Raw genomic sequence first — 16,142 nt, forward strand, 5'->3', positions numbered from 1 at the left:
CGAAGTCAGTAACATATATACGGCAAGGCGACGTTGACGCGATTTGAATTTGATTTTCGAAGAGTATTATTCGTAAAAAATCTCAAAAAGCCTACCTTTCGGTAGACTTAGCTTGTTTCTATTCTAATCGGCACTCTTCCAAAATTTTGCTCTGCTATACTTGGCTTTCCTAGTTGGTAAATCTGGTCTGCTTTTTGGGTCATAGCATCCCAAGGTTCTTTGCCAATTCGGCTGACTAGATTGACCTGTCCTTTCAGAGACTTGAGATGTTGCCTGCCTTTTTCAGTAAATCCAAGGACATGAATGGCTTCTGGCAAGACATTTTCTCTAGCCTGCACCAAAATATAGGTCAATAGGCGTCTGACACGCGCCTTGGTGTAACGTTTGGTCGCAACCGCCTCGACCAACTCTTCTACAGACTGGGCTGGTTTAATAGCTTCTTTAATGCGCACAGCCATTTCTTGATTGACCTGATAGATGGTGGTTAGGTCGGGATTTGACAAGATTTGATAGCGGAGCAAGGGAAAATAGTCTTCCCAGATCACCTTACTGGCCTGCTCAAATAGGGCAACAGAAGGCATAAAGCGTTCTAAGAAATCTTGGTCCTTCTGATGTTGACGGAGGGCTGTCGCCGAGGCAAAGTCCACATCTTTATTCACAGAATGGTAACCTGCCCCCTGACGCTGAATCGTATGCAGCTTGATATTTCGTCCTGCAACCGCCTTTGCATAGGCCAGAGCAAGAACATGATTGGGGGTATTACCTGAAAAATCAAGACCAGCAAATTCCTTCCACATAGATTGGGTTTTCTGGGGATAGGAAAGGGAATCAGGCAGATTTTCCACAAATTTCTCCATCTCAGCACCTTTCTCTGTGTATAAGTCAGCGATTTTCTGATAATCTCGAACTTCCTCTGTCCCAAAAACTAGACTATCAATGCCCAAGCGATCCAAGATATCCACAGCTCCTTGACCAAAGAAATCAGCTGCCTGAACACTGACTAAAAAGGGCAATTCCACTACCAAGTCTGCGCCATTTTCCAGCGCCATCTGGGCCCTTGTCCACTTATCCACAATAGCAGGCTCTCCACGCTGCATGAAATTCCCTGACATGGCAACAATTTTCAGTCCCTCTGCCTGATCCAGCAGGTATTTATGGCCATTATGAAAAGGATTGAACTCTGCGATAATACCTGTGATGGTCATGATGTTCTCCTACTTCTGCGCCACAAAAAACCAACGGGTGCTAGTTTCTGTTGGTTCCTTATCCTCAAAGTCTGCATAGAGTTTGAAGGACTTGAAACCAGCCTGTTCCAGCAAGATATCATAGGTCAAGATCTCATAAGTCCTCTCCTCATGTACTTCATCGTGGCGACTAAAAGAACCGTCAGCCTCCTTGATAAAGAAAGTCAGCTCATGCACGATGGAGTGAGGAGCTTCGTCCTCATATGTATCCCAAAGCATGGCAAAATCTTCCGCATTTTCATGGTAGGAATAGCCAGGGAATACTTCATCTGTCTGGTAGGTCGAGTGCACGTCAAAGATGAAAACTCCCTCTTCATTCAGCGCATTGTACACGTCCTTAAAGACGTCCCCTACTTCCACCTCATCCTGCATATAGCAGATAGAGTCCGAATAACACGTGACAAAATCGTATTTCCCTGCCTTGGACAAATTCAGCATATTACCTTCTATAAAAGCAATCTTTTGCTTGGCTGAAGTTGCTCTCTTCTCCGCAATCTTCAACATATCCGCACTCAAGTCAAGTCCAGTCACATCAAAACCAGCCTGAGAGAAGCGCACTGATTGAATTCCTGTCCCACAAGCCAATTCCAAGAGTTTCTTTCTCTCCTTGGTCTTAGGCAAATGACGCAGAGAAAAATCAGTCCATTTGTCGTATAAACTGTCATCCATGACCGCATCATAGACCGCCGCAAAGGTTTCATAAGTCGCCATAATCATGATACTAAGAGCTCCATGGTAAACACCACTAGCCCTTTACCTTTCTATCAATTTTTCTAAAATAAGCAAAGAAACCCAGTTGACTACAACTGAGTTCATCTTCTAAGCAAGAGCTTCTGAAATATCTACTGAATTCGCCTCATGCCATAGCTTCTCTAGATTATAATGGGCACGCATTTCTTCTGAAAAGATATGCACGACAACAGCACCGATGTCCAGTAAGACCCAGCCTCCAGCTGCATCGCCTTCGACATGGCTACCTTTAAAGCCTGCTTGAGCTACTTTTTCACGGATATTAGCTGCGATAGCGTCCAACTGACGGCTATTCATTGAGCTAGTGATGACAAAGTAGTCCGTCACACTAGTCAAATCTTGTACATCAAGTGCGAGGATATCCTCCGCACGTTTCTCATCAGCCGCTTTCACGACTAGTTCTAGTAATTCTTTTTCGTTCATTTAATCCTCTTTTTAGAAAATATGTTTGTAATCTAGAACATCTGCAAAGCGCTCCTCCCAAATGTCCTCATAAAATTCATTAATCGTTTCTGCTGGAATGTCATCCCCATCAAAGGTTGTGACAGCACCTTCTGGAACAATAAGCTGATAGCCATATTCAAAGGCAACCTTGACAGAGGTATCCACACAATATTCTGTCTGCATACCACATAAAACTAATTTTTCAATCCCCTGCTTATCCAAGTATTTTTTTAAGCCAGTTTCTTTGAAAATACTGTTATATTTCTTCTGAAAGACCTTTTCAGCAGGTTTTCGATTTAAAAGCGCAGATAACTGCCAATCTTCTGATGTTTGAGCTTCAGAGTTCTCAATATGTTGAACATAGATAATTTCAATATTCTTGCTTCTAGCCTGGTTTTGTAAATAAGAAATTTTTTCCAATAGACTTTTTGTCTGGAACCCAGTTTCTACTAAAACATTCTGAACATCAATGATTATAAAAGCCGTCTTCATTTAGTCCTCTTTCAAATAGTGCACAAAGGCGTTATAGGTTTCAAGGGTTTGGGGATAGATGGGGAATCCCTGATGAGCTAGATACTCCACGGTACGAGCTGTTTCGTAGGCCACCGCCTTATTGAGCGATAGACTTGCAATCTCACGCGCCACATCTACTCCAGGAAAGGCTCGATTGTGCTCGATATAGTCTGCGACGTAGATGACCTTATCTAGGTCTGTCATTTGACCAGCTCCGACTGTATGAATTTCAATGGCTCGCAGAATTTCAGAATCATGCAAATCCAAATCTTCCTGAATTTTGTAAATTCCGACCATACCATGCCAGACATTATTGCCCCAGTTTTTGAGGTCAGGGTCTAGCTGGTAACGGTCAATCAAGGCTAGAAATTCCTGATCTGACAACTTTTTAGCATAGTCATGAAGAAGACCTGCTAGACTTGCTTTCTCAACATCTACACCAAAGCGCTGAGCTAATTCCATAGCGGCACGCTCCACACCCAAGCAATGGGTTAAGCGTTTTTCAGGTAGAAACTCTACCATTTTTTCCAACAAGGCCTCACGGGAGCAGTTGATATAGTCTTGATAGGACATCAGTAGAGCCCCTCCTTCTCGATGTAGTCTAGCACTGGCTGAGGTAGGAGAAAGTTGGGTTTCCGACCTTGGGCAAGGAAGTCCCGCACCATGCTGGACGAGATATCCATGAGCGGTACGTCCACCCAGATAACTGGATAGGAAGTCCCTACCTTGTAGCGTGGACGCTGAACCCCCACAAACTGAACCATGTCAACCAGTTCATCAATTCGGTACCACTTAGGCAGATAGTCAACCATGTCGGCACCGATGATAAAGTAATAATCCGTATCTGGATTCTTCTCTGTCAAAATCTTCATGGTGTCGTAGGTGTAGGAAATACCCTTGCGCTCCAACTCAATGGTTTCAATGACTAGGCCGTCAATTCCCTCAATTGCCAACTCAAGCATCTTGAGACGATGGTGTTCAGGGATGGTTTCCTTTTTATCAACGTGAGGAGGTTGGTATTCAGGCATGAGAAGAACTTGATCCAGTCCCAACTGTTGCCGTACTTGATCCGCAACAATGAGATGGGCATTGTGAACAGGGTTAAAATTCCCCCCTAAAATCCCAACTTGTTTGCGTTTTTTCTCCTTGATTTCTGGCTCCAACTCTACCTTGGTAAAGGGAGTCAATAGTTCGATTGTCATAGGCTAGTCCCCTTTATTTCTCTATAAAAACAGTTATTTGGAGTTTCGGTCTTAGATTTCTTTGACTTTCTTAGAAATCTTGCGATTTTCTTTCTTGCTAGATTGTTTAAACAAAATCAAGATGCGTCCGATTTTTTGGACTGTATCCACACCGATTTCTTCTTCCAAAATTTCAGCTACTTCGTGGATATTTTCATCTGTATTTTGCAAGAGCGTTACTTTAATCAATTCGCGTGCATCAAGTGCTTGACGAACGCTGGTTTTGATTTGGTCGTTGAGACCATTTTTTCCAATTTGGATGATGGGTTTGAGGGTGTGTGCCTGACTGTTGAGGAAGGCACGTTGTTTTGATGTTAATGACATAATTTCTTAAAAGAGTTTCTTTTTATACTTTTCTAAAGTGGTGGCGGACGTTAGCAAAGTCCTTCGGGCTTTCATGACTAAAATTTGAGCCTATGGTCTCAAATTTCCCGCAGTTGGTACAATCACTTGTACCAACTGACACCACGGCGAAAAGTATTCTCTACGGGCTCGCAACGCTCGCCTTAATAAAGACAACCCTTTCCTTTCTGTGTTTAAATAATTGCTTTTCGTATGACGACTGCGACGCCTTCTGGTGCCCAGACGGCGACTTTGGCAGTGCCTGTTACGCGGATCCAGCCGAGTCCTGAGATGACTAGGTCAGTTTTGTCCTTGATATTAAAGACATGTTGGACCAATTTTGGAAAATCTTCTTTTTCCTTGCTATTTGGTGGGGTTAAAAGGGTTCCAAGATGCTTGTCGTAAAAGGCACTAGCACCTTCAAGCTTAGTACGGTGGAGTTTCAATTCATTGTCAAAGAAGGCTGTGAATCCTTGCTTTTCACCCGCAATGAAATCAAAGCGTCCGAGACCACCTAAAAACAGGGTTTGTTCAGGATTGAGCTGATAGGTTTTAGGCTTGATTTCCTTTTTAGGACTAACATACTTGAGGTTTTTAGCCGTCAAATAGTGAGCCATCTGGTGACGGTGGATAATCCCCGGCGTATCGTAGATATAAGATCCGTCGTCAAGCGGAATCTCGATCTTGTCCAAGGTTGTTCCTGGGAAGCGCGAAGTCGTAATGACATTCTGGTCACCCGTGATTTCTTGGATAATAGCATTGATTAGGGTTGATTTTCCAACGTTAGTTACCCCAACGACATAGACATCACGGCCCTTACGGTAGTGTTCAATCTTGTCAATGACTTCCTTAATGGCATGCTTGTTTTGGGCTGAAGTTAGGACGACATCAACTGGACGGAGACCTTCTTCGTGGGCACGTTCCATGAGCCACTGGCTAATCTTGCCTGGTTTAACAGACTTGGGCAAGATATCTTTTTTATTTCCAACCAGGAGGACATCATTGCCCGAGACAAAACGTGGCAAGCCTGGGATGACAGAGCCATTAAAGTCAAAGATATCAACGACATTAACCACCAGGGCATCACTGTCTCCTACCTCGTGCAAGAGTTTTAGGAAATCATCGTCTGTCAATTGAACATCCGTGATTTCATTGTAGTGGCGGAGACGGAAACAGCGTTGGCAATAGATTTCGCCAGTCTCCAATCCTTTTTCAAGTGCCGACTGAGGGGTAAAACCCAGACCAGCCTTATCTGTCGTCTGAATGGTTGCTCCACAACCAATACAGAGAATTTCTTCCATAGTTAAATTCCTTTTTTATATGTAATCGGTCCGTACATTTCAGTGATTTTTCGCATCACACGACGCTCACGAGCTCGGTTAATCTGCGTTTTAATCGAGTCATGTTGGACCAAGGGTTTGACTAAAATCGAGCGAATGCCTGCACGGTGGGCTGCTCGTATATCTGTCATGAGCTGGTCGCCAACCATGACCACTTCGCTTTTCTCATAGTGAAATTCCTTCATGGCACGGTCAATCCCAAATGTGAAGGGCTTTAGAGCCCAATAAACGTAGTCAATCTCAAACTTCTCAACTGCTCGTTGGACGCGTTTTTTGGTGTTATTTGACACTACGATAATGCGAATGCCCGCGTCCCGAAGGTCATGTAGCCATTGCTTCATCTCTGGTGTCCCGTCAGGGTTGTTCCAAGCAATAAGGGTATTGTCCAAATCGACCAAAACAGCCTTGATTCCCTGCGCCTGCAGGCTTGGGACTGTCAGATCATAGACTGCTTCCACAGCAAAATCTGGCATGTAGTTTTCAATCGCCATTCTGGCTCCTTTTCTTAACTTTTTTTCGCAATTTTCCTTAGTAACAAGGATAAAACAATCCATAACCCTGCACTAGCTATACTGATGTAGAGCCAAGCATGGGGCTCATCTGTTAGAGGTAGGGGAACATTCATTCCGAAAAAGCCTGTCACGACTGCCAAAACAGCTAGCAAGACTGAAATGATAGTCAAGGTTGTCAAATTATCATTCAGATTATTGTTTAGAATATTGTTGTAAGAGGCTGAAAGTTGCTGTAAAATCTGAGAGATTAGGTCTGTCATGGATACCAGCTGATGAGCCTCAATCATGGCATCATCAAACTGTTCTCTCTCAATCTCATCAAAACTACGATACAAGGCATGACCTTGAATATGCTCCAACAAAATCCGATTTTGTTTAGCAGCCGCAGTAAGATAAACCATACCCGTCTCCAAGTCGGAAAGGGCAAAAAGATTTTTCTTAGTTGTTCGCTGACGCAAGAGACCATTGACCTCGTCCTTACTCTTATCCATCTGCTCGATGACAGGGTAGTAGGCATTGCTGATGATTTCCAGACTGGCAAAGAGAAACTTGTAGATCGAAAGCGTGTCATGACTCTCCAGATAACGGGTCATTTGTTCAATGACATAGGCGTTCTTGGTATTACTAATGGTAATCAGGCGACGATGCTCCACGATAAAGGTCATGGGAAAAGTCTCATAGTAGGCCTTGTCCTTTTTCACATCTAGGACATTATAGATAAAGGTAACCGTCCCACTTTCACGGTGGTAGTCCATGTGGGCACGCTCATTCCTATCCAGTGCGTACTCAATGGTTTCCTTGTCCAAGCCGTAGATTTCAGAAAGGTCTTCTAGTTTATTCAACTTTCCGAGGTCTAGGTTTATCCAGGTACAACCATTGCCCAACTGCTTTTCTAAAACCATCTTTTCTCCTTTATTAAACTCCCTCTATTGTACCACAAATTACTTAAAATAACAGGTCTAGTCCGTGCGTGAGAAATTGCTAACAACCGTGATATTTCGGTTCGGAACAAAGTGAAGAGCTTGCTCCTCGCTACGAAGCTGTGTCGTACGAATTCCCACACTGACAACCTTACCCGATACAGTAATGGGGCCGTTGGTCAGAACAACCTCATCTCCCACATCCAGTTGACGTTCAAAAAGGATGAAAAAGCCATTGATGACATCAGACAGAAAACCTTGGGCTCCCATCCCAATCGCCACCCCAGCGATTCCAGCCCCAGCCAGCAAGCTAGATACAGGTAAGCCTAAAATCGATAAAATACAGTAGAGTAAAAAGAAATATGACGTATAATTAAACACATTTTCTAACAAACGTGAGATGGTTTTCTGGCGCCCGACATCATGATGAGACATTTTTAGAGAAGGTTTGGCAATTCTCTGCACCATGGTATGAAGCATTTTTTTAGCAATATAAAATACAATCAAAAGCAGTAAAAGAGAAATGACCTTGGTTAGAATATTTTCGATAATGGTTGTCACATCTAGCTTTTCAATATAAGCTTGAATAAATTTTTGCATATAAAACTCCTTTATTTCATTATACCATATTTTCATCAGTCTCATTATCCATAAATATTCAAAAAATAGACAGAAAATTCTTGATTTTGTCTATCGTTTATACTATAATCATAATCACTACACAGAAAGGAGATTATTATGAAAAGAATCATTCATGCTTGGAACAAGGCAAGCCTTGTCAAGCGTATCTTGATTGGTATGCTTTGTGGGGGAATTCTAGGACTGACCCTTCCTAATCTCTCAGGAATTGGGCTACTCGGGGATTTATTCGTTGGAGGTCTAAAAGCTGTTGCTCCTATCCTAGTCTTTGCTCTCGTTGCTAATGCCCTTTCCCAACATCAAAAGGGACAAGATAGCAATATGAAAACTGTTGTTTTCTTGTATATCCTAGGAACTTTTGCCGCTGCTCTTGTAGCTGTACTAGCAAGTTTCATCGTCCCTATTGAAATCACCCTAAATAGTGCTAATACCGATATTGCTCCACCAGATGGGATTGGACAGGTCCTCAGCAACCTCTTGCTCAAACTGGTTGACAATCCAGTCAACGCCCTGCTTACTGCTAACTATATTGGAATCTTATCTTGGGCAGTCATTTTTGGAATTGCTATGAGAGAGGCCAGCAAAAATAGTAAAGAATTACTAAAAACTATCGCTGACGTGACTTCTAAAATTGTCGAATGGATCATCAATCTGGCTCCATTTGGAATCCTTGGTCTTGTTTTTAAAACCATTTCTGACAAGGGAATCGGAAGCCTTGCCAACTACGGTATTTTATTGGTTCTATTAGTAACGACTATGCTTTTTGTTGCCCTTGTGGTCAACCCTTTGATTGCCTTCTTCTTTATGAGACGCAACCCTTACCCTCTAGTTTGGAACTGCCTCCGTGTCAGCGGTGTGACAGCCTTCTTCACTCGTAGTTCTGCGGCTAACATTCCTGTCAACATGAAACTCTGCCATGACCTTGGACTCAACCCAGATACCTATTCTGTTTCTATCCCACTTGGCTCTACTATCAACATGGCTGGAGCAGCGATTACCATTAACGTTTTGACCCTTGCTGCGGTAAACACTCTTGGAATCCCTGTTGACTTTGCCACAGCCTTTGTCCTCAGTGTGGTAGCAGCTATCTCAGCCTGCGGTGCTTCTGGTATTGCGGGAGGTTCCCTCCTTCTTATCCCAGTTGCTTGTAGCCTTTTCGGTATTTCTAACGATATTGCCATGCAAGTTGTTGGGGTTGGATTTGTGATTGGGGTCATCCAAGACTCATGTGAAACAGCCCTTAACTCTTCTACAGACGTCCTCTTTACTGCCGTTGCCGAATACACAGCAGCCCGTAAAAAATAACTCATAAAGGCAAGCCTGCTCAGGTCTTGTCTTTTACGCTTTTATTCTAACTTATTAGGAAACTCTTATGTCTATTAGCCAACGTACGACCAAGCTCATCTTAGCTACCTGTCTTGCCTGTTTTCTTGCTTATTTTCTCAATCTTTCCTCAGCAATTTCGGCTGGAATTATCGCTCTCTTGAGCCTATCTGATACGCGTAGAAGTACTTTAAAACTGGCTCGCAATCGCCTCTTTTCCATGCTCCTAGCTCTGGCTATCGGTGTTCTAGCTTTTCACTTGAGCGGATTTCATATCTGGAGCCTTGGTCTCTATCTTGCCTTCTATGTGCCTCTAGCTTACAAGATGGGCTGGGAAATTGGCATCACACCAAGCACTGTTTTGGTTAGCCATCTCTTGGTACAAGAGTCAACCTCTCCAGACCTTCTAGTCAATGAATTCTTTCTCTTTGCTATCGGTACAGGATTTGCTTTACTGGTCAATCTCTACATGCCTTCACGAGAAGAGGAAATTCATCACTACCACACATTGGTAGAAGAAAAGTTAAAAGACATCCTCCTACGCTTCAAATATTATTTATCCAGAGGGGATGGACGCAACCGAGCACAGCTGGTGGAAGAATTGGACACCCTTTTGGAAGAAGCCCTCAGACTGGTCTATTTGGATCACTCAGACCACCTCTTTCACCAGACTGATTACCATATTCACTACTTTGAGATGAGACAGCTACAAAGTCGTATCCTGCGAAATATGGCCCAGCAAATCAACACCTGTCACCTAGCTGCCAGTGAGAGCCTGATTTTGGCTCAACTCTTTTCAAAAATTGCAGGTCAACTGAGCCAGACCAATCCTGCTTCTGATTTGCTAGATGAAATCGAACGCTATCTGGAAGTCTTCCGAAACCGCAGTCTGCCCAAGACAAGAGAAGAATTTGAAACCCGCGCTACCCTTCTTCAACTCCTACGTGAAGCCAAAACCTTCATCCAAGTAAAAGTTGATTTTTACAAAAATATGGACAGTAAAAAAGAAAACCACTAAAAAACAGAACTTGCCAGCATTCTTGAAAAGTAGTATAATTATTGCATGCGCAATCATCTTGTGATACAGAGATTGTCCATGAATGGACTCTCTTCTATTTACAACTCTAAAAAGAAAGGAGATACTATGACCTACTTGGAAAAATGGTTTGACTTCAATCGGCGTCAGAAAGAAATTGAAAGTCTCTTGGAAGAGACTATTGCCCAGCAGAGCGAGCAAAGTCTGACCTTGAAAGAGTTCTACCTGCTCTACTATCTGGACTTGGCTCAAGAAAAATCTCTACGCCAGATTGACCTGCCAGATAAACTTCATCTGAGCCCGAGCGCTGTTTCTCGGATGGTGGCTCGCTTGGAAGCTAAAAATTGCGGTCTACTTAGTCGCATGTGTTGCCATCAAGATCGACGCTCTAGTTTTATCTGCCTGACAAGTGATGGACAAAAGACACTTGCCTCGCTACAAAAGGCTGTCGAAGCAAGCTTGGAAACTAGTTTAGACTTCTTGATTTAAGATGATTTTAGAAAAAGTTGCGTGCGCAATCATTTTCCTTGACATTCTCTTTTACAAGGAGTAAAATAAAATCATCATTAAACAAAGGAGTTTTTAAAATGATTGAAATTACCTATCTAGATGCCAGCAAGAACGAAAGAACTGTAACTTTCGAATCTTATGATGACTTTGATCGTTCGCAACAAGCTTGCCTTATCGGCGTCGCAGACTACTACCCTGTCCAAAAATTAACCTACAACGGTCATGATTTGGACTACCATGGGACTTATGGAGATATCTTCTTCTATCTCAAGAAACAAGATTTAAGCCAATATAACTAAAAAAGGAGAAATACAATGGCAAAAGCAATTACAGATGCAACATTCGAACAAGAAACAAAAGACGGTTTGGTCTTAGTAGACTTCTGGGCAACTTGGTGTGGTCCATGTCGTATGCAAGGCCCAATCTTGGATAAATTGTCTGAAGAACTTTCAGAAGATGTTTTGAAAATCGTTAAAATGGACGTTGATGAAAATCCAAACACAGCTCGTGCTTTTGGAATCATGTCTATCCCAACTCTTCTCTTCAAAAAAGACGGCCAAGTGGTCAAACAAGTTGCTGGTGTTCACACAGCAGAACAAATCAAGGCCATCGTTACTGAATTGAGCTAATCACACGAGAGACCAAGTACTTGCTTTGGTCTCTTTTTTCTTGCCCTTTGCCATTTTTCAAAAAATATGCTAGACTATAGGTAGAATATCACGATGTTTGGGACACGCCATCGCTAAAAAAAACCTCGATTTGGTATTTTTTAGCTCCCTCATGGGAGCTTTTTGCGTGCTCTAAACATTTCCCATTTTGGAAGGAGTACTATGAAACGTCAATCAGCCTTGGTCGTCTTTAGTGGCGGTCAAGATTCTACAACCTGCCTCTTTTGGGCTAAAGAACACTATGAAACGGTCGAAGCCGTTACCTTTGCCTACGGCCAACGCCATCACCTCGAAATTCAAGTTGCTAGAGAAATCGCTAAGGAACAGGGGATTCGTCATCATATCCTAGATATGTCTCTGCTGGGGCAAATCACTGAAAATGCCCTGACCTCTGATATGGAAATCGAGCAAAAAGAGGGAGAGGTTCCCAATACCTTCGTTGACGGTCGCAACCACCTCTTTCTGTCCTTTGCGGCAGTCCTTGCTAAGCAACGAGGTATTAAAGATATCGTGACAGGTGTCTGCGAGACAGACTTCTCAGGCTACCCCGATTGTCGAGATGTCTTTGTCAAATCCCTTAATGTTACCCTCAACCTTGCCATGGATTACGACTTCGTTATCCAAACACCTCTCATGTGGCTAGACAAGGCTGAAACTTGGGAATTAGCCGACCAACTCGGTGCCTTTGACTATGTTCGTGAAAAGACCTTAACCTGCTACAACGGGATTATCGGAAGTGGCTGTGGAGATTGTCCAGCCTGCCACCTACGTCAACATGGTTTAGATGTTTATCTCTCACAGAAAGGAGAAGCCTAATGTTTTTTGCACCCAAAGAAATCAAACGAGAAACTGGGGAGTCTCTTGTCTACAATCCACACAGAACCTTGGTATCAAAAGAATTTACCTTCGATGCTGCCCATCACCTCTTTCACTATGAGGGAAAATGCAAGTCCCTGCACGGCCACACCTATCATCTGCAGATTGCTGTCAGTGGATTTTTAGATGAACGGGGCATGACCTACGATTTCGGAGACATCAAAGCTATATACAAGAACTACTTAGAGCCCCACTTGGATCATCGCTATCTCAATGAAACTCTTCCCTATATGAACACGACTGCTGAAAATATGGTTTACTGGATTTTCCAAACCATGAGTCAAGAGTTACCAGACGAACGTGGTCTCCGTTTGGAATACGTTCGCCTCTATGAGACTCCGACTGCCTTTGCGGAGTTTAGACGGGAGTGGTTAGATGACTAGGGAACGTGTCCTCAAACTACCAGTTCTAGAAATTTTTGGCCCAACCTTTCAAGGCGAAGGCCGTGCAATCGGGCAGAAAACCATGTTTGTCCGCACTGCTGGTTGCGACTACCACTGCGACTGGTGCGACTCTGCCTTTACTTGGGATGGCTCTGAAAAACCAACTCGTATGACAGCTGACGAGGTCATTGCTGAATTAGACAAACTAGGAAGCTACGACTACGTCACCCTATCTGGGGGAAATCCTGCCATCCTAGCAACCAACATGGCTGAGCTAGTAACCAAACTCAAGGAACGTGGTGTCACTCTGGCTGTTGAAACTCAAGGTTCTCGCTGGCAAAATTGGTTGAAAGACATCGACCAGGTCACTCTGAGCCCCAAACCTCCTTCATCCAAGATGGAAGTCAACTTTGAAACCTTGGACTTTATCGTTTCCCAACTAGAGCCAGACAAGGTCACCTTTAAAATCCCTGTCTTTGACGATGCCGATTTGGCCTTTGCCAAAGGGATTCAAGAGCGCTACCAACCAGATGTCCTCTTCTTATCGGCTGGAAATCCTGAGCCCAAGGCCACAGGCAATATTATCCAAGATCAACTGGACCGTCTCAAAGAACTCTGGGAACGCATCGCTGCCGACGATAGCTGGGGCAATGTCCGCGTCCTTCCTCAACTCCATACCCTCCTCTACGATAACCAACGTGGTGTTTAAATTAGAAAGAAAAAATCATGTCACAACAAGAAGAAATGAAAAACCTAAGCCTACTGGGCAACAAAGAAACCAACTACATTTTCGAATATCAACCAGAAGTCCTGGAATCCTTTGACAATCGTCATGTAGAAAATGACTATTTTATCAAATTTAACTGTCCTGAATTTACCTCCCTTTGCCCAATCACTGCTCAGCCAGACTTTGCGACGATTTATATTTCCTACATCCCTGACAAGCTCTGTGTCGAGTCAAAATCCCTCAAACTCTACCTCTTTAGTTACCGAAATCACGGAGATTTCCACGAAAACTGTATCAACACCATCGGAAAAGACTTGGTCAACTTGCTAGACCCTCGCTATTTGGAGGTTTGGGGAAAATTCACTCCGCGCGGTGGCATCTCAATCGACCCCTACTACAACTACGGTAAGCTAGGAACTAAGTATGAAGGCTTGGCAGAACAACGCCTCTTCCAACACGACCTTTATCCAGAGAAAATTGACAACCGTTAAACTCATACTCAATGAAAATCAAAAAGCAAACTAGGAAGCTAGCCTCAGCTTGCTCAAAGCACTGCTTTGAGGTTGTAAATGAATCTGACGTGGTTTGAAGAGATTTTCGAAGATTATCATACGAAAAAGCCCTGTTCCTCAAGATGAGGAGCAAGGCTTTTTGTTTTTCAATTATTCTTCTGTTCCAAGGAAGTTTTTTGCAACGAGGGCTGCAAGAACCCCACCAACGATTGGTGCAAGGATGAAAATCCAAACTTGTTGAAGGGCTGCGCCACCTACCAAAACAGCTGGTGCCAAGCTACGAGCTGGATTTACTGAAAGCCCAGTAATGTTCAATCCGACAAGAATCATCGCCATCAAGGACAAACCGATTACCAAACCAGCAATCGCGCCATTTCCCTTGCTTGCTGAAGTCACAGTCATGATAACCAAGACAAACAAGAAAGTTGCGATGACTTCAAACAAGAAACCACCAAAGACAGTGACACCGTTTGCCAAGGCATTTTCACCAAGACTAGCAGTTGACATACCTGAGTTAGCCAAGAGGAAGAAGACAGAAGCAGATGCTAAGAAAGCTCCAACTACTTGTCCAAGGATGTAGTTGACAAGCTCTGAAGATGACAAACGTTTGTTAACAAACATAGCAATCGAAACAGCTGGATTCAAGTGAGCACCTGAAACAGTTCCGATTGAGTAGGCTGCAACTACGATTGCCAGACCAAAGGCAACGGCAATCCCTAGGTGACCAAGACCTTCAACACCATTTCCAAAAACAACAGCTCCTGTTCCGACGAACACAAGCATGAACGTACCGATTAACTCAGCAACAATTTTTTTCATTTTCTTTCTCCTTTTTTTCAAAAACTAGATACTAGTCTATCAAAAGAGGGAAAGGGTTTCAAGAAAATTGATTGGAAATTTTTTGAAAATCATAGAACTACTAGCAATACCTAATATTGAAAAGATTGAATAGCTTCTTTCAAGTCATCTTGTAAACTATTTCTCTGGTCAAGTTGAACATAGACTTCCAACAGACAGGCTCTTAAGTTGGAAAATTTATAAAAATCTTCTCTTTCTTCTATCGGAAAGTCAACAGCTTTTATCCAAGAAGCTACTTGCTCTTGCGCTAACTTCCCTTGTAAAATAGGTTCATAGATCACTCTTGCTAAACGCCAATCCTCATCATCTGTAAAGCGAATCGAAACTCTTTTAAATAGTTGGCCAAGTATATCAAATACTTCATGAACTCTGTTTTTAGGAAAGTTGGGATGACAAACCATCTCTGTCAGTAAATCGGCTCCATGTGCAAAAGCATGAACCCAACCATACTGACTTGAAAAACCCGTTGTATCCTTTTCTTTTGAAAGATAATACAAACCTTGATTTAAACGGACATTACGAATTCCTGCATTTAATTCCTGATAAAAAATCGATTGCTGGTTGGCATCTGCAGACAAGAGATTTGCATAAATAAGCGCCCTAAAAGAACGTTCAAGGGTTGACAGGCCTACCTTATCAATATCTTTATCTAACCCTCCATCAGATGAAATCCCTTCAGCAATGAAATGAAATTGTTCCTGTGTAAATAGCTCTTCCTGAATCCCTCTAGCAAAGCTTGTAAAAACAAGGTCATCACGAATTTCTGGAGAAGGATCTCCCAAATGATCAAGTAGCCACTGGATTTCTTCCTGGTTATAACTTGGTTTTTCTTCTGCTATTTTTGATACATGGTCAATACCTCTACATTTCTAGCAACTGTTCAAAAAGCTGTCCTTAAATGACTTTAGCAATTTGTAAAATTAAGTTAAAGAGAAAAAGACATTTATATTCAGAGAAACAGTACATTTCTGAAAGGATACATAAATGATTTATTCCATATTACCACAAATGAACTTGTAATGATAGAACTTTATCACAAAAATCACATTTCTGTCTCAAAAATTGCGAAAAACTAGTTATATAGTCATTTAGTTTTAAAAAAGCGTTCCAAACATTCAAAAATAGTTGGGACTTCCCTTAATAAATCTGTTACTTTCTTTTTCAAGATAGCCCAAGCTTGCTCAATAGGATTCAAATCCGGTGAATATGGCGGTAGAGGTAAGAAAAAGTGTTTATCTTGGATGCAGAGTTCATCCAAAATGTTCTTGGGATCAAAACTAGCATTGTCCATGATAATAACATGA

At 42.6% G+C, this 16,142-nt stretch carries 22 protein-coding genes and 1 pseudogene; 9 read left to right on the top strand and 14 right to left on the bottom strand.

Annotation, left to right across the window (positions count from 1 at the left end; translation table 11 throughout):
* Positions 1 to 107: 107 nt before the first annotated feature.
* From HT687_RS09420 to HT687_RS09470, 11 genes are all read right to left on the bottom strand, one after another.
* Complete coding sequence (locus HT687_RS09420; protein ID WP_000156344.1) at positions 108 to 1,205, bottom strand: nucleotidyltransferase; 1,098 nt, start codon at positions 1,203 to 1,205, stop codon at positions 108 to 110.
* Between the two features lie 9 nt (positions 1,206 to 1,214).
* Positions 1,215 to 1,955 carry a class I SAM-dependent methyltransferase gene (locus HT687_RS09425; RefSeq protein ID WP_031233756.1) on the bottom strand — a complete coding sequence of 247 codons (741 nt, stop codon included), beginning with the start codon at positions 1,953 to 1,955 and terminating at the stop codon, positions 1,215 to 1,217.
* 108 nt (positions 1,956 to 2,063) lie between these two features.
* Positions 2,064 to 2,417 carry a ribosome silencing factor gene (rsfS, locus tag HT687_RS09430; protein WP_001002999.1) on the bottom strand — a complete coding sequence of 118 codons (354 nt, stop codon included), beginning with the start codon at positions 2,415 to 2,417 and terminating at the stop codon, positions 2,064 to 2,066.
* 12 nt (positions 2,418 to 2,429) lie between these two features.
* Positions 2,430 to 2,930 carry a cysteine hydrolase family protein gene (locus tag HT687_RS09435; RefSeq protein ID WP_000844709.1) on the bottom strand — a complete coding sequence of 167 codons (501 nt, stop codon included), beginning with the start codon at positions 2,928 to 2,930 and terminating at the stop codon, positions 2,430 to 2,432.
* Positions 2,931 to 3,524, bottom strand: a complete 594-nt coding sequence (gene yqeK, locus HT687_RS09440) for a bis(5'-nucleosyl)-tetraphosphatase (symmetrical) YqeK (RefSeq protein ID WP_000121671.1) — start codon at positions 3,522 to 3,524, stop codon at positions 2,931 to 2,933.
* Entirely contained in the window at positions 3,524 to 4,153 is a 630-nt protein-coding gene (locus HT687_RS09445) for a nicotinate-nucleotide adenylyltransferase (protein WP_000151313.1), read from the bottom strand. Before HT687_RS09445 ends, yqeK begins: the two co-directional genes overlap by 1 nt.
* Before the next feature lie 51 nt (positions 4,154 to 4,204).
* Positions 4,205 to 4,516, bottom strand: coding sequence for a ribosome assembly RNA-binding protein YhbY (gene yhbY / locus HT687_RS09450; RefSeq protein ID WP_000060169.1), 312 nt, complete (start codon positions 4,514 to 4,516; stop codon positions 4,205 to 4,207).
* 212 nt (positions 4,517 to 4,728) lie between these two features.
* Positions 4,729 to 5,835 carry a ribosome biogenesis GTPase YqeH gene (yqeH, locus tag HT687_RS09455; RefSeq protein WP_000391176.1) on the bottom strand — a complete coding sequence of 369 codons (1,107 nt, stop codon included), beginning with the start codon at positions 5,833 to 5,835 and terminating at the stop codon, positions 4,729 to 4,731.
* A gap of 2 nt (positions 5,836 to 5,837) precedes the next feature.
* Positions 5,838 to 6,365, bottom strand: coding sequence for a YqeG family HAD IIIA-type phosphatase (locus tag HT687_RS09460; RefSeq protein WP_000963739.1), 528 nt, complete (start codon positions 6,363 to 6,365; stop codon positions 5,838 to 5,840).
* A 14-nt stretch (positions 6,366 to 6,379) separates the two neighbouring features.
* Positions 6,380 to 7,288, bottom strand: coding sequence for a magnesium transporter CorA family protein (locus tag HT687_RS09465; RefSeq protein ID WP_023937239.1), 909 nt, complete (start codon positions 7,286 to 7,288; stop codon positions 6,380 to 6,382).
* 57 nt (positions 7,289 to 7,345) lie between these two features.
* A complete protein-coding gene (locus HT687_RS09470; protein ID WP_001168882.1) occupies positions 7,346 to 7,906 on the bottom strand; it encodes a mechanosensitive ion channel domain-containing protein in 561 nt (186 codons plus the stop codon).
* A gap of 138 nt (positions 7,907 to 8,044) precedes the next feature.
* Here HT687_RS09470 and sstT point away from each other — a divergent pair, with 138 nt between their 5' ends.
* The 9 genes from sstT (at position 8,045) to queF (ending at position 13,959) form a co-directional block, all read left to right on the top strand.
* Positions 8,045 to 9,250 (top strand): serine/threonine transporter SstT, encoded by a 1,206-nt coding sequence (sstT, locus tag HT687_RS09475; protein WP_023937241.1) that lies wholly within the window; start codon positions 8,045 to 8,047, stop codon positions 9,248 to 9,250.
* 67 nt (positions 9,251 to 9,317) lie between these two features.
* Complete coding sequence (locus HT687_RS09480) at positions 9,318 to 10,286, top strand: aromatic acid exporter family protein (RefSeq protein ID WP_023937243.1); 969 nt, start codon at positions 9,318 to 9,320, stop codon at positions 10,284 to 10,286.
* A gap of 126 nt (positions 10,287 to 10,412) precedes the next feature.
* A complete protein-coding gene (locus HT687_RS09485; protein ID WP_031233758.1) occupies positions 10,413 to 10,793 on the top strand; it encodes a MarR family transcriptional regulator in 381 nt (126 codons plus the stop codon).
* A gap of 98 nt (positions 10,794 to 10,891) precedes the next feature.
* Positions 10,892 to 11,113: a DUF4649 family protein gene (locus HT687_RS09490; RefSeq protein ID WP_000570250.1), complete on the top strand. Its 222-nt coding sequence runs from the start codon at positions 10,892 to 10,894 to the stop codon at positions 11,111 to 11,113.
* Positions 11,114 to 11,128: 15 nt separating this feature from the next.
* Positions 11,129 to 11,443, top strand: coding sequence for a thioredoxin (gene trxA / locus HT687_RS09495; RefSeq protein WP_023937249.1), 315 nt, complete (start codon positions 11,129 to 11,131; stop codon positions 11,441 to 11,443).
* Between the two features lie 201 nt (positions 11,444 to 11,644).
* Positions 11,645 to 12,298, top strand: a complete 654-nt coding sequence (gene queC / locus HT687_RS09500; protein WP_023937251.1) for a 7-cyano-7-deazaguanine synthase QueC — start codon at positions 11,645 to 11,647, stop codon at positions 12,296 to 12,298.
* The gene (gene queD, locus HT687_RS09505; protein WP_023937253.1) at positions 12,298 to 12,741 is read left to right on the top strand and encodes a 6-carboxytetrahydropterin synthase QueD; all 444 of its coding nucleotides are present in this window, start codon (positions 12,298 to 12,300) and stop codon (positions 12,739 to 12,741) included. Before queC ends, queD begins: the two co-directional genes overlap by 1 nt.
* Positions 12,734 to 13,450 carry a 7-carboxy-7-deazaguanine synthase QueE gene (gene queE / locus HT687_RS09510; protein ID WP_023937255.1) on the top strand — a complete coding sequence of 239 codons (717 nt, stop codon included), beginning with the start codon at positions 12,734 to 12,736 and terminating at the stop codon, positions 13,448 to 13,450. Before queD ends, queE begins: the two co-directional genes overlap by 8 nt.
* A 17-nt stretch (positions 13,451 to 13,467) precedes the next feature.
* A complete protein-coding gene (gene queF, locus HT687_RS09515; RefSeq protein ID WP_023937257.1) occupies positions 13,468 to 13,959 on the top strand; it encodes a preQ(1) synthase in 492 nt (163 codons plus the stop codon).
* Positions 13,960 to 14,130: 171 nt separating this feature from the next.
* Here the strand turns inward: queF and HT687_RS09520 are convergent, their stop codons facing one another.
* The 3 genes and pseudogenes from HT687_RS09520 to HT687_RS09530 form a co-directional block, all read right to left on the bottom strand.
* Complete coding sequence (locus tag HT687_RS09520) at positions 14,131 to 14,799, bottom strand: aquaporin (protein ID WP_023937259.1); 669 nt, start codon at positions 14,797 to 14,799, stop codon at positions 14,131 to 14,133.
* Between the two features lie 110 nt (positions 14,800 to 14,909).
* Positions 14,910 to 15,695, bottom strand: a complete 786-nt coding sequence (locus tag HT687_RS09525) for a DUF2785 domain-containing protein (protein WP_031233760.1) — start codon at positions 15,693 to 15,695, stop codon at positions 14,910 to 14,912.
* Positions 15,696 to 15,922: 227 nt separating this feature from the next.
* Positions 15,923 to 16,142: pseudogene (locus HT687_RS09530) on the bottom strand (IS630 family transposase); the annotation flags it as partial.

This window comes from Streptococcus sp. 1449 (assembly GCF_013276805.1).
Classification (GTDB): Bacteria; Bacillota; Bacilli; order Lactobacillales; family Streptococcaceae; genus Streptococcus; species Streptococcus pseudopneumoniae.

Bases quoted from the DNA above. Each gene is read 5' to 3' on its own strand.
- queC (WP_023937251.1), top strand. From the start codon at position 11,645: ATGAAACGTCAATCAGCCTTGGTCGTCTTTAGTGGCGGTCAAGATTCT.
- HT687_RS09460 (WP_000963739.1), bottom strand. From the start codon at position 6,365: ATGGCGATTGAAAACTACATGCCAGATTTTGCTGTGGAAGCAGTCTAT.
- yqeK (WP_000121671.1), bottom strand. From the start codon at position 3,524: ATGTCCTATCAAGACTATATCAACTGCTCCCGTGAGGCCTTGTTGGAA.
- rsfS (WP_001002999.1), bottom strand. From the start codon at position 2,417: ATGAACGAAAAAGAATTACTAGAACTAGTCGTGAAAGCGGCTGATGAG.
- HT687_RS09445 (WP_000151313.1), bottom strand. From the start codon at position 4,153: ATGACAATCGAACTATTGACTCCCTTTACCAAGGTAGAGTTGGAGCCA.
- yhbY (WP_000060169.1), bottom strand. From the start codon at position 4,516: ATGTCATTAACATCAAAACAACGTGCCTTCCTCAACAGTCAGGCACAC.
- HT687_RS09420 (WP_000156344.1), bottom strand. From the start codon at position 1,205: ATGACCATCACAGGTATTATCGCAGAGTTCAATCCTTTTCATAATGGC.
- sstT (WP_023937241.1), top strand. From the start codon at position 8,045: ATGAAAAGAATCATTCATGCTTGGAACAAGGCAAGCCTTGTCAAGCGT.
- queF (WP_023937257.1), top strand. From the start codon at position 13,468: ATGTCACAACAAGAAGAAATGAAAAACCTAAGCCTACTGGGCAACAAA.
- yqeH (WP_000391176.1), bottom strand. From the start codon at position 5,835: ATGGAAGAAATTCTCTGTATTGGTTGTGGAGCAACCATTCAGACGACA.
- HT687_RS09520 (WP_023937259.1), bottom strand. From the start codon at position 14,799: ATGAAAAAAATTGTTGCTGAGTTAATCGGTACGTTCATGCTTGTGTTC.
- HT687_RS09480 (WP_023937243.1), top strand. From the start codon at position 9,318: ATGTCTATTAGCCAACGTACGACCAAGCTCATCTTAGCTACCTGTCTT.
- queD (WP_023937253.1), top strand. From the start codon at position 12,298: ATGTTTTTTGCACCCAAAGAAATCAAACGAGAAACTGGGGAGTCTCTT.
- HT687_RS09490 (WP_000570250.1), top strand. From the start codon at position 10,892: ATGATTGAAATTACCTATCTAGATGCCAGCAAGAACGAAAGAACTGTA.
- HT687_RS09485 (WP_031233758.1), top strand. From the start codon at position 10,413: ATGACCTACTTGGAAAAATGGTTTGACTTCAATCGGCGTCAGAAAGAA.
- HT687_RS09465 (WP_023937239.1), bottom strand. From the start codon at position 7,288: ATGGTTTTAGAAAAGCAGTTGGGCAATGGTTGTACCTGGATAAACCTA.
- HT687_RS09470 (WP_001168882.1), bottom strand. From the start codon at position 7,906: ATGCAAAAATTTATTCAAGCTTATATTGAAAAGCTAGATGTGACAACC.
- trxA (WP_023937249.1), top strand. From the start codon at position 11,129: ATGGCAAAAGCAATTACAGATGCAACATTCGAACAAGAAACAAAAGAC.
- HT687_RS09425 (WP_031233756.1), bottom strand. From the start codon at position 1,955: ATGGCGACTTATGAAACCTTTGCGGCGGTCTATGATGCGGTCATGGAT.
- queE (WP_023937255.1), top strand. From the start codon at position 12,734: ATGACTAGGGAACGTGTCCTCAAACTACCAGTTCTAGAAATTTTTGGC.
- HT687_RS09435 (WP_000844709.1), bottom strand. From the start codon at position 2,930: ATGAAGACGGCTTTTATAATCATTGATGTTCAGAATGTTTTAGTAGAA.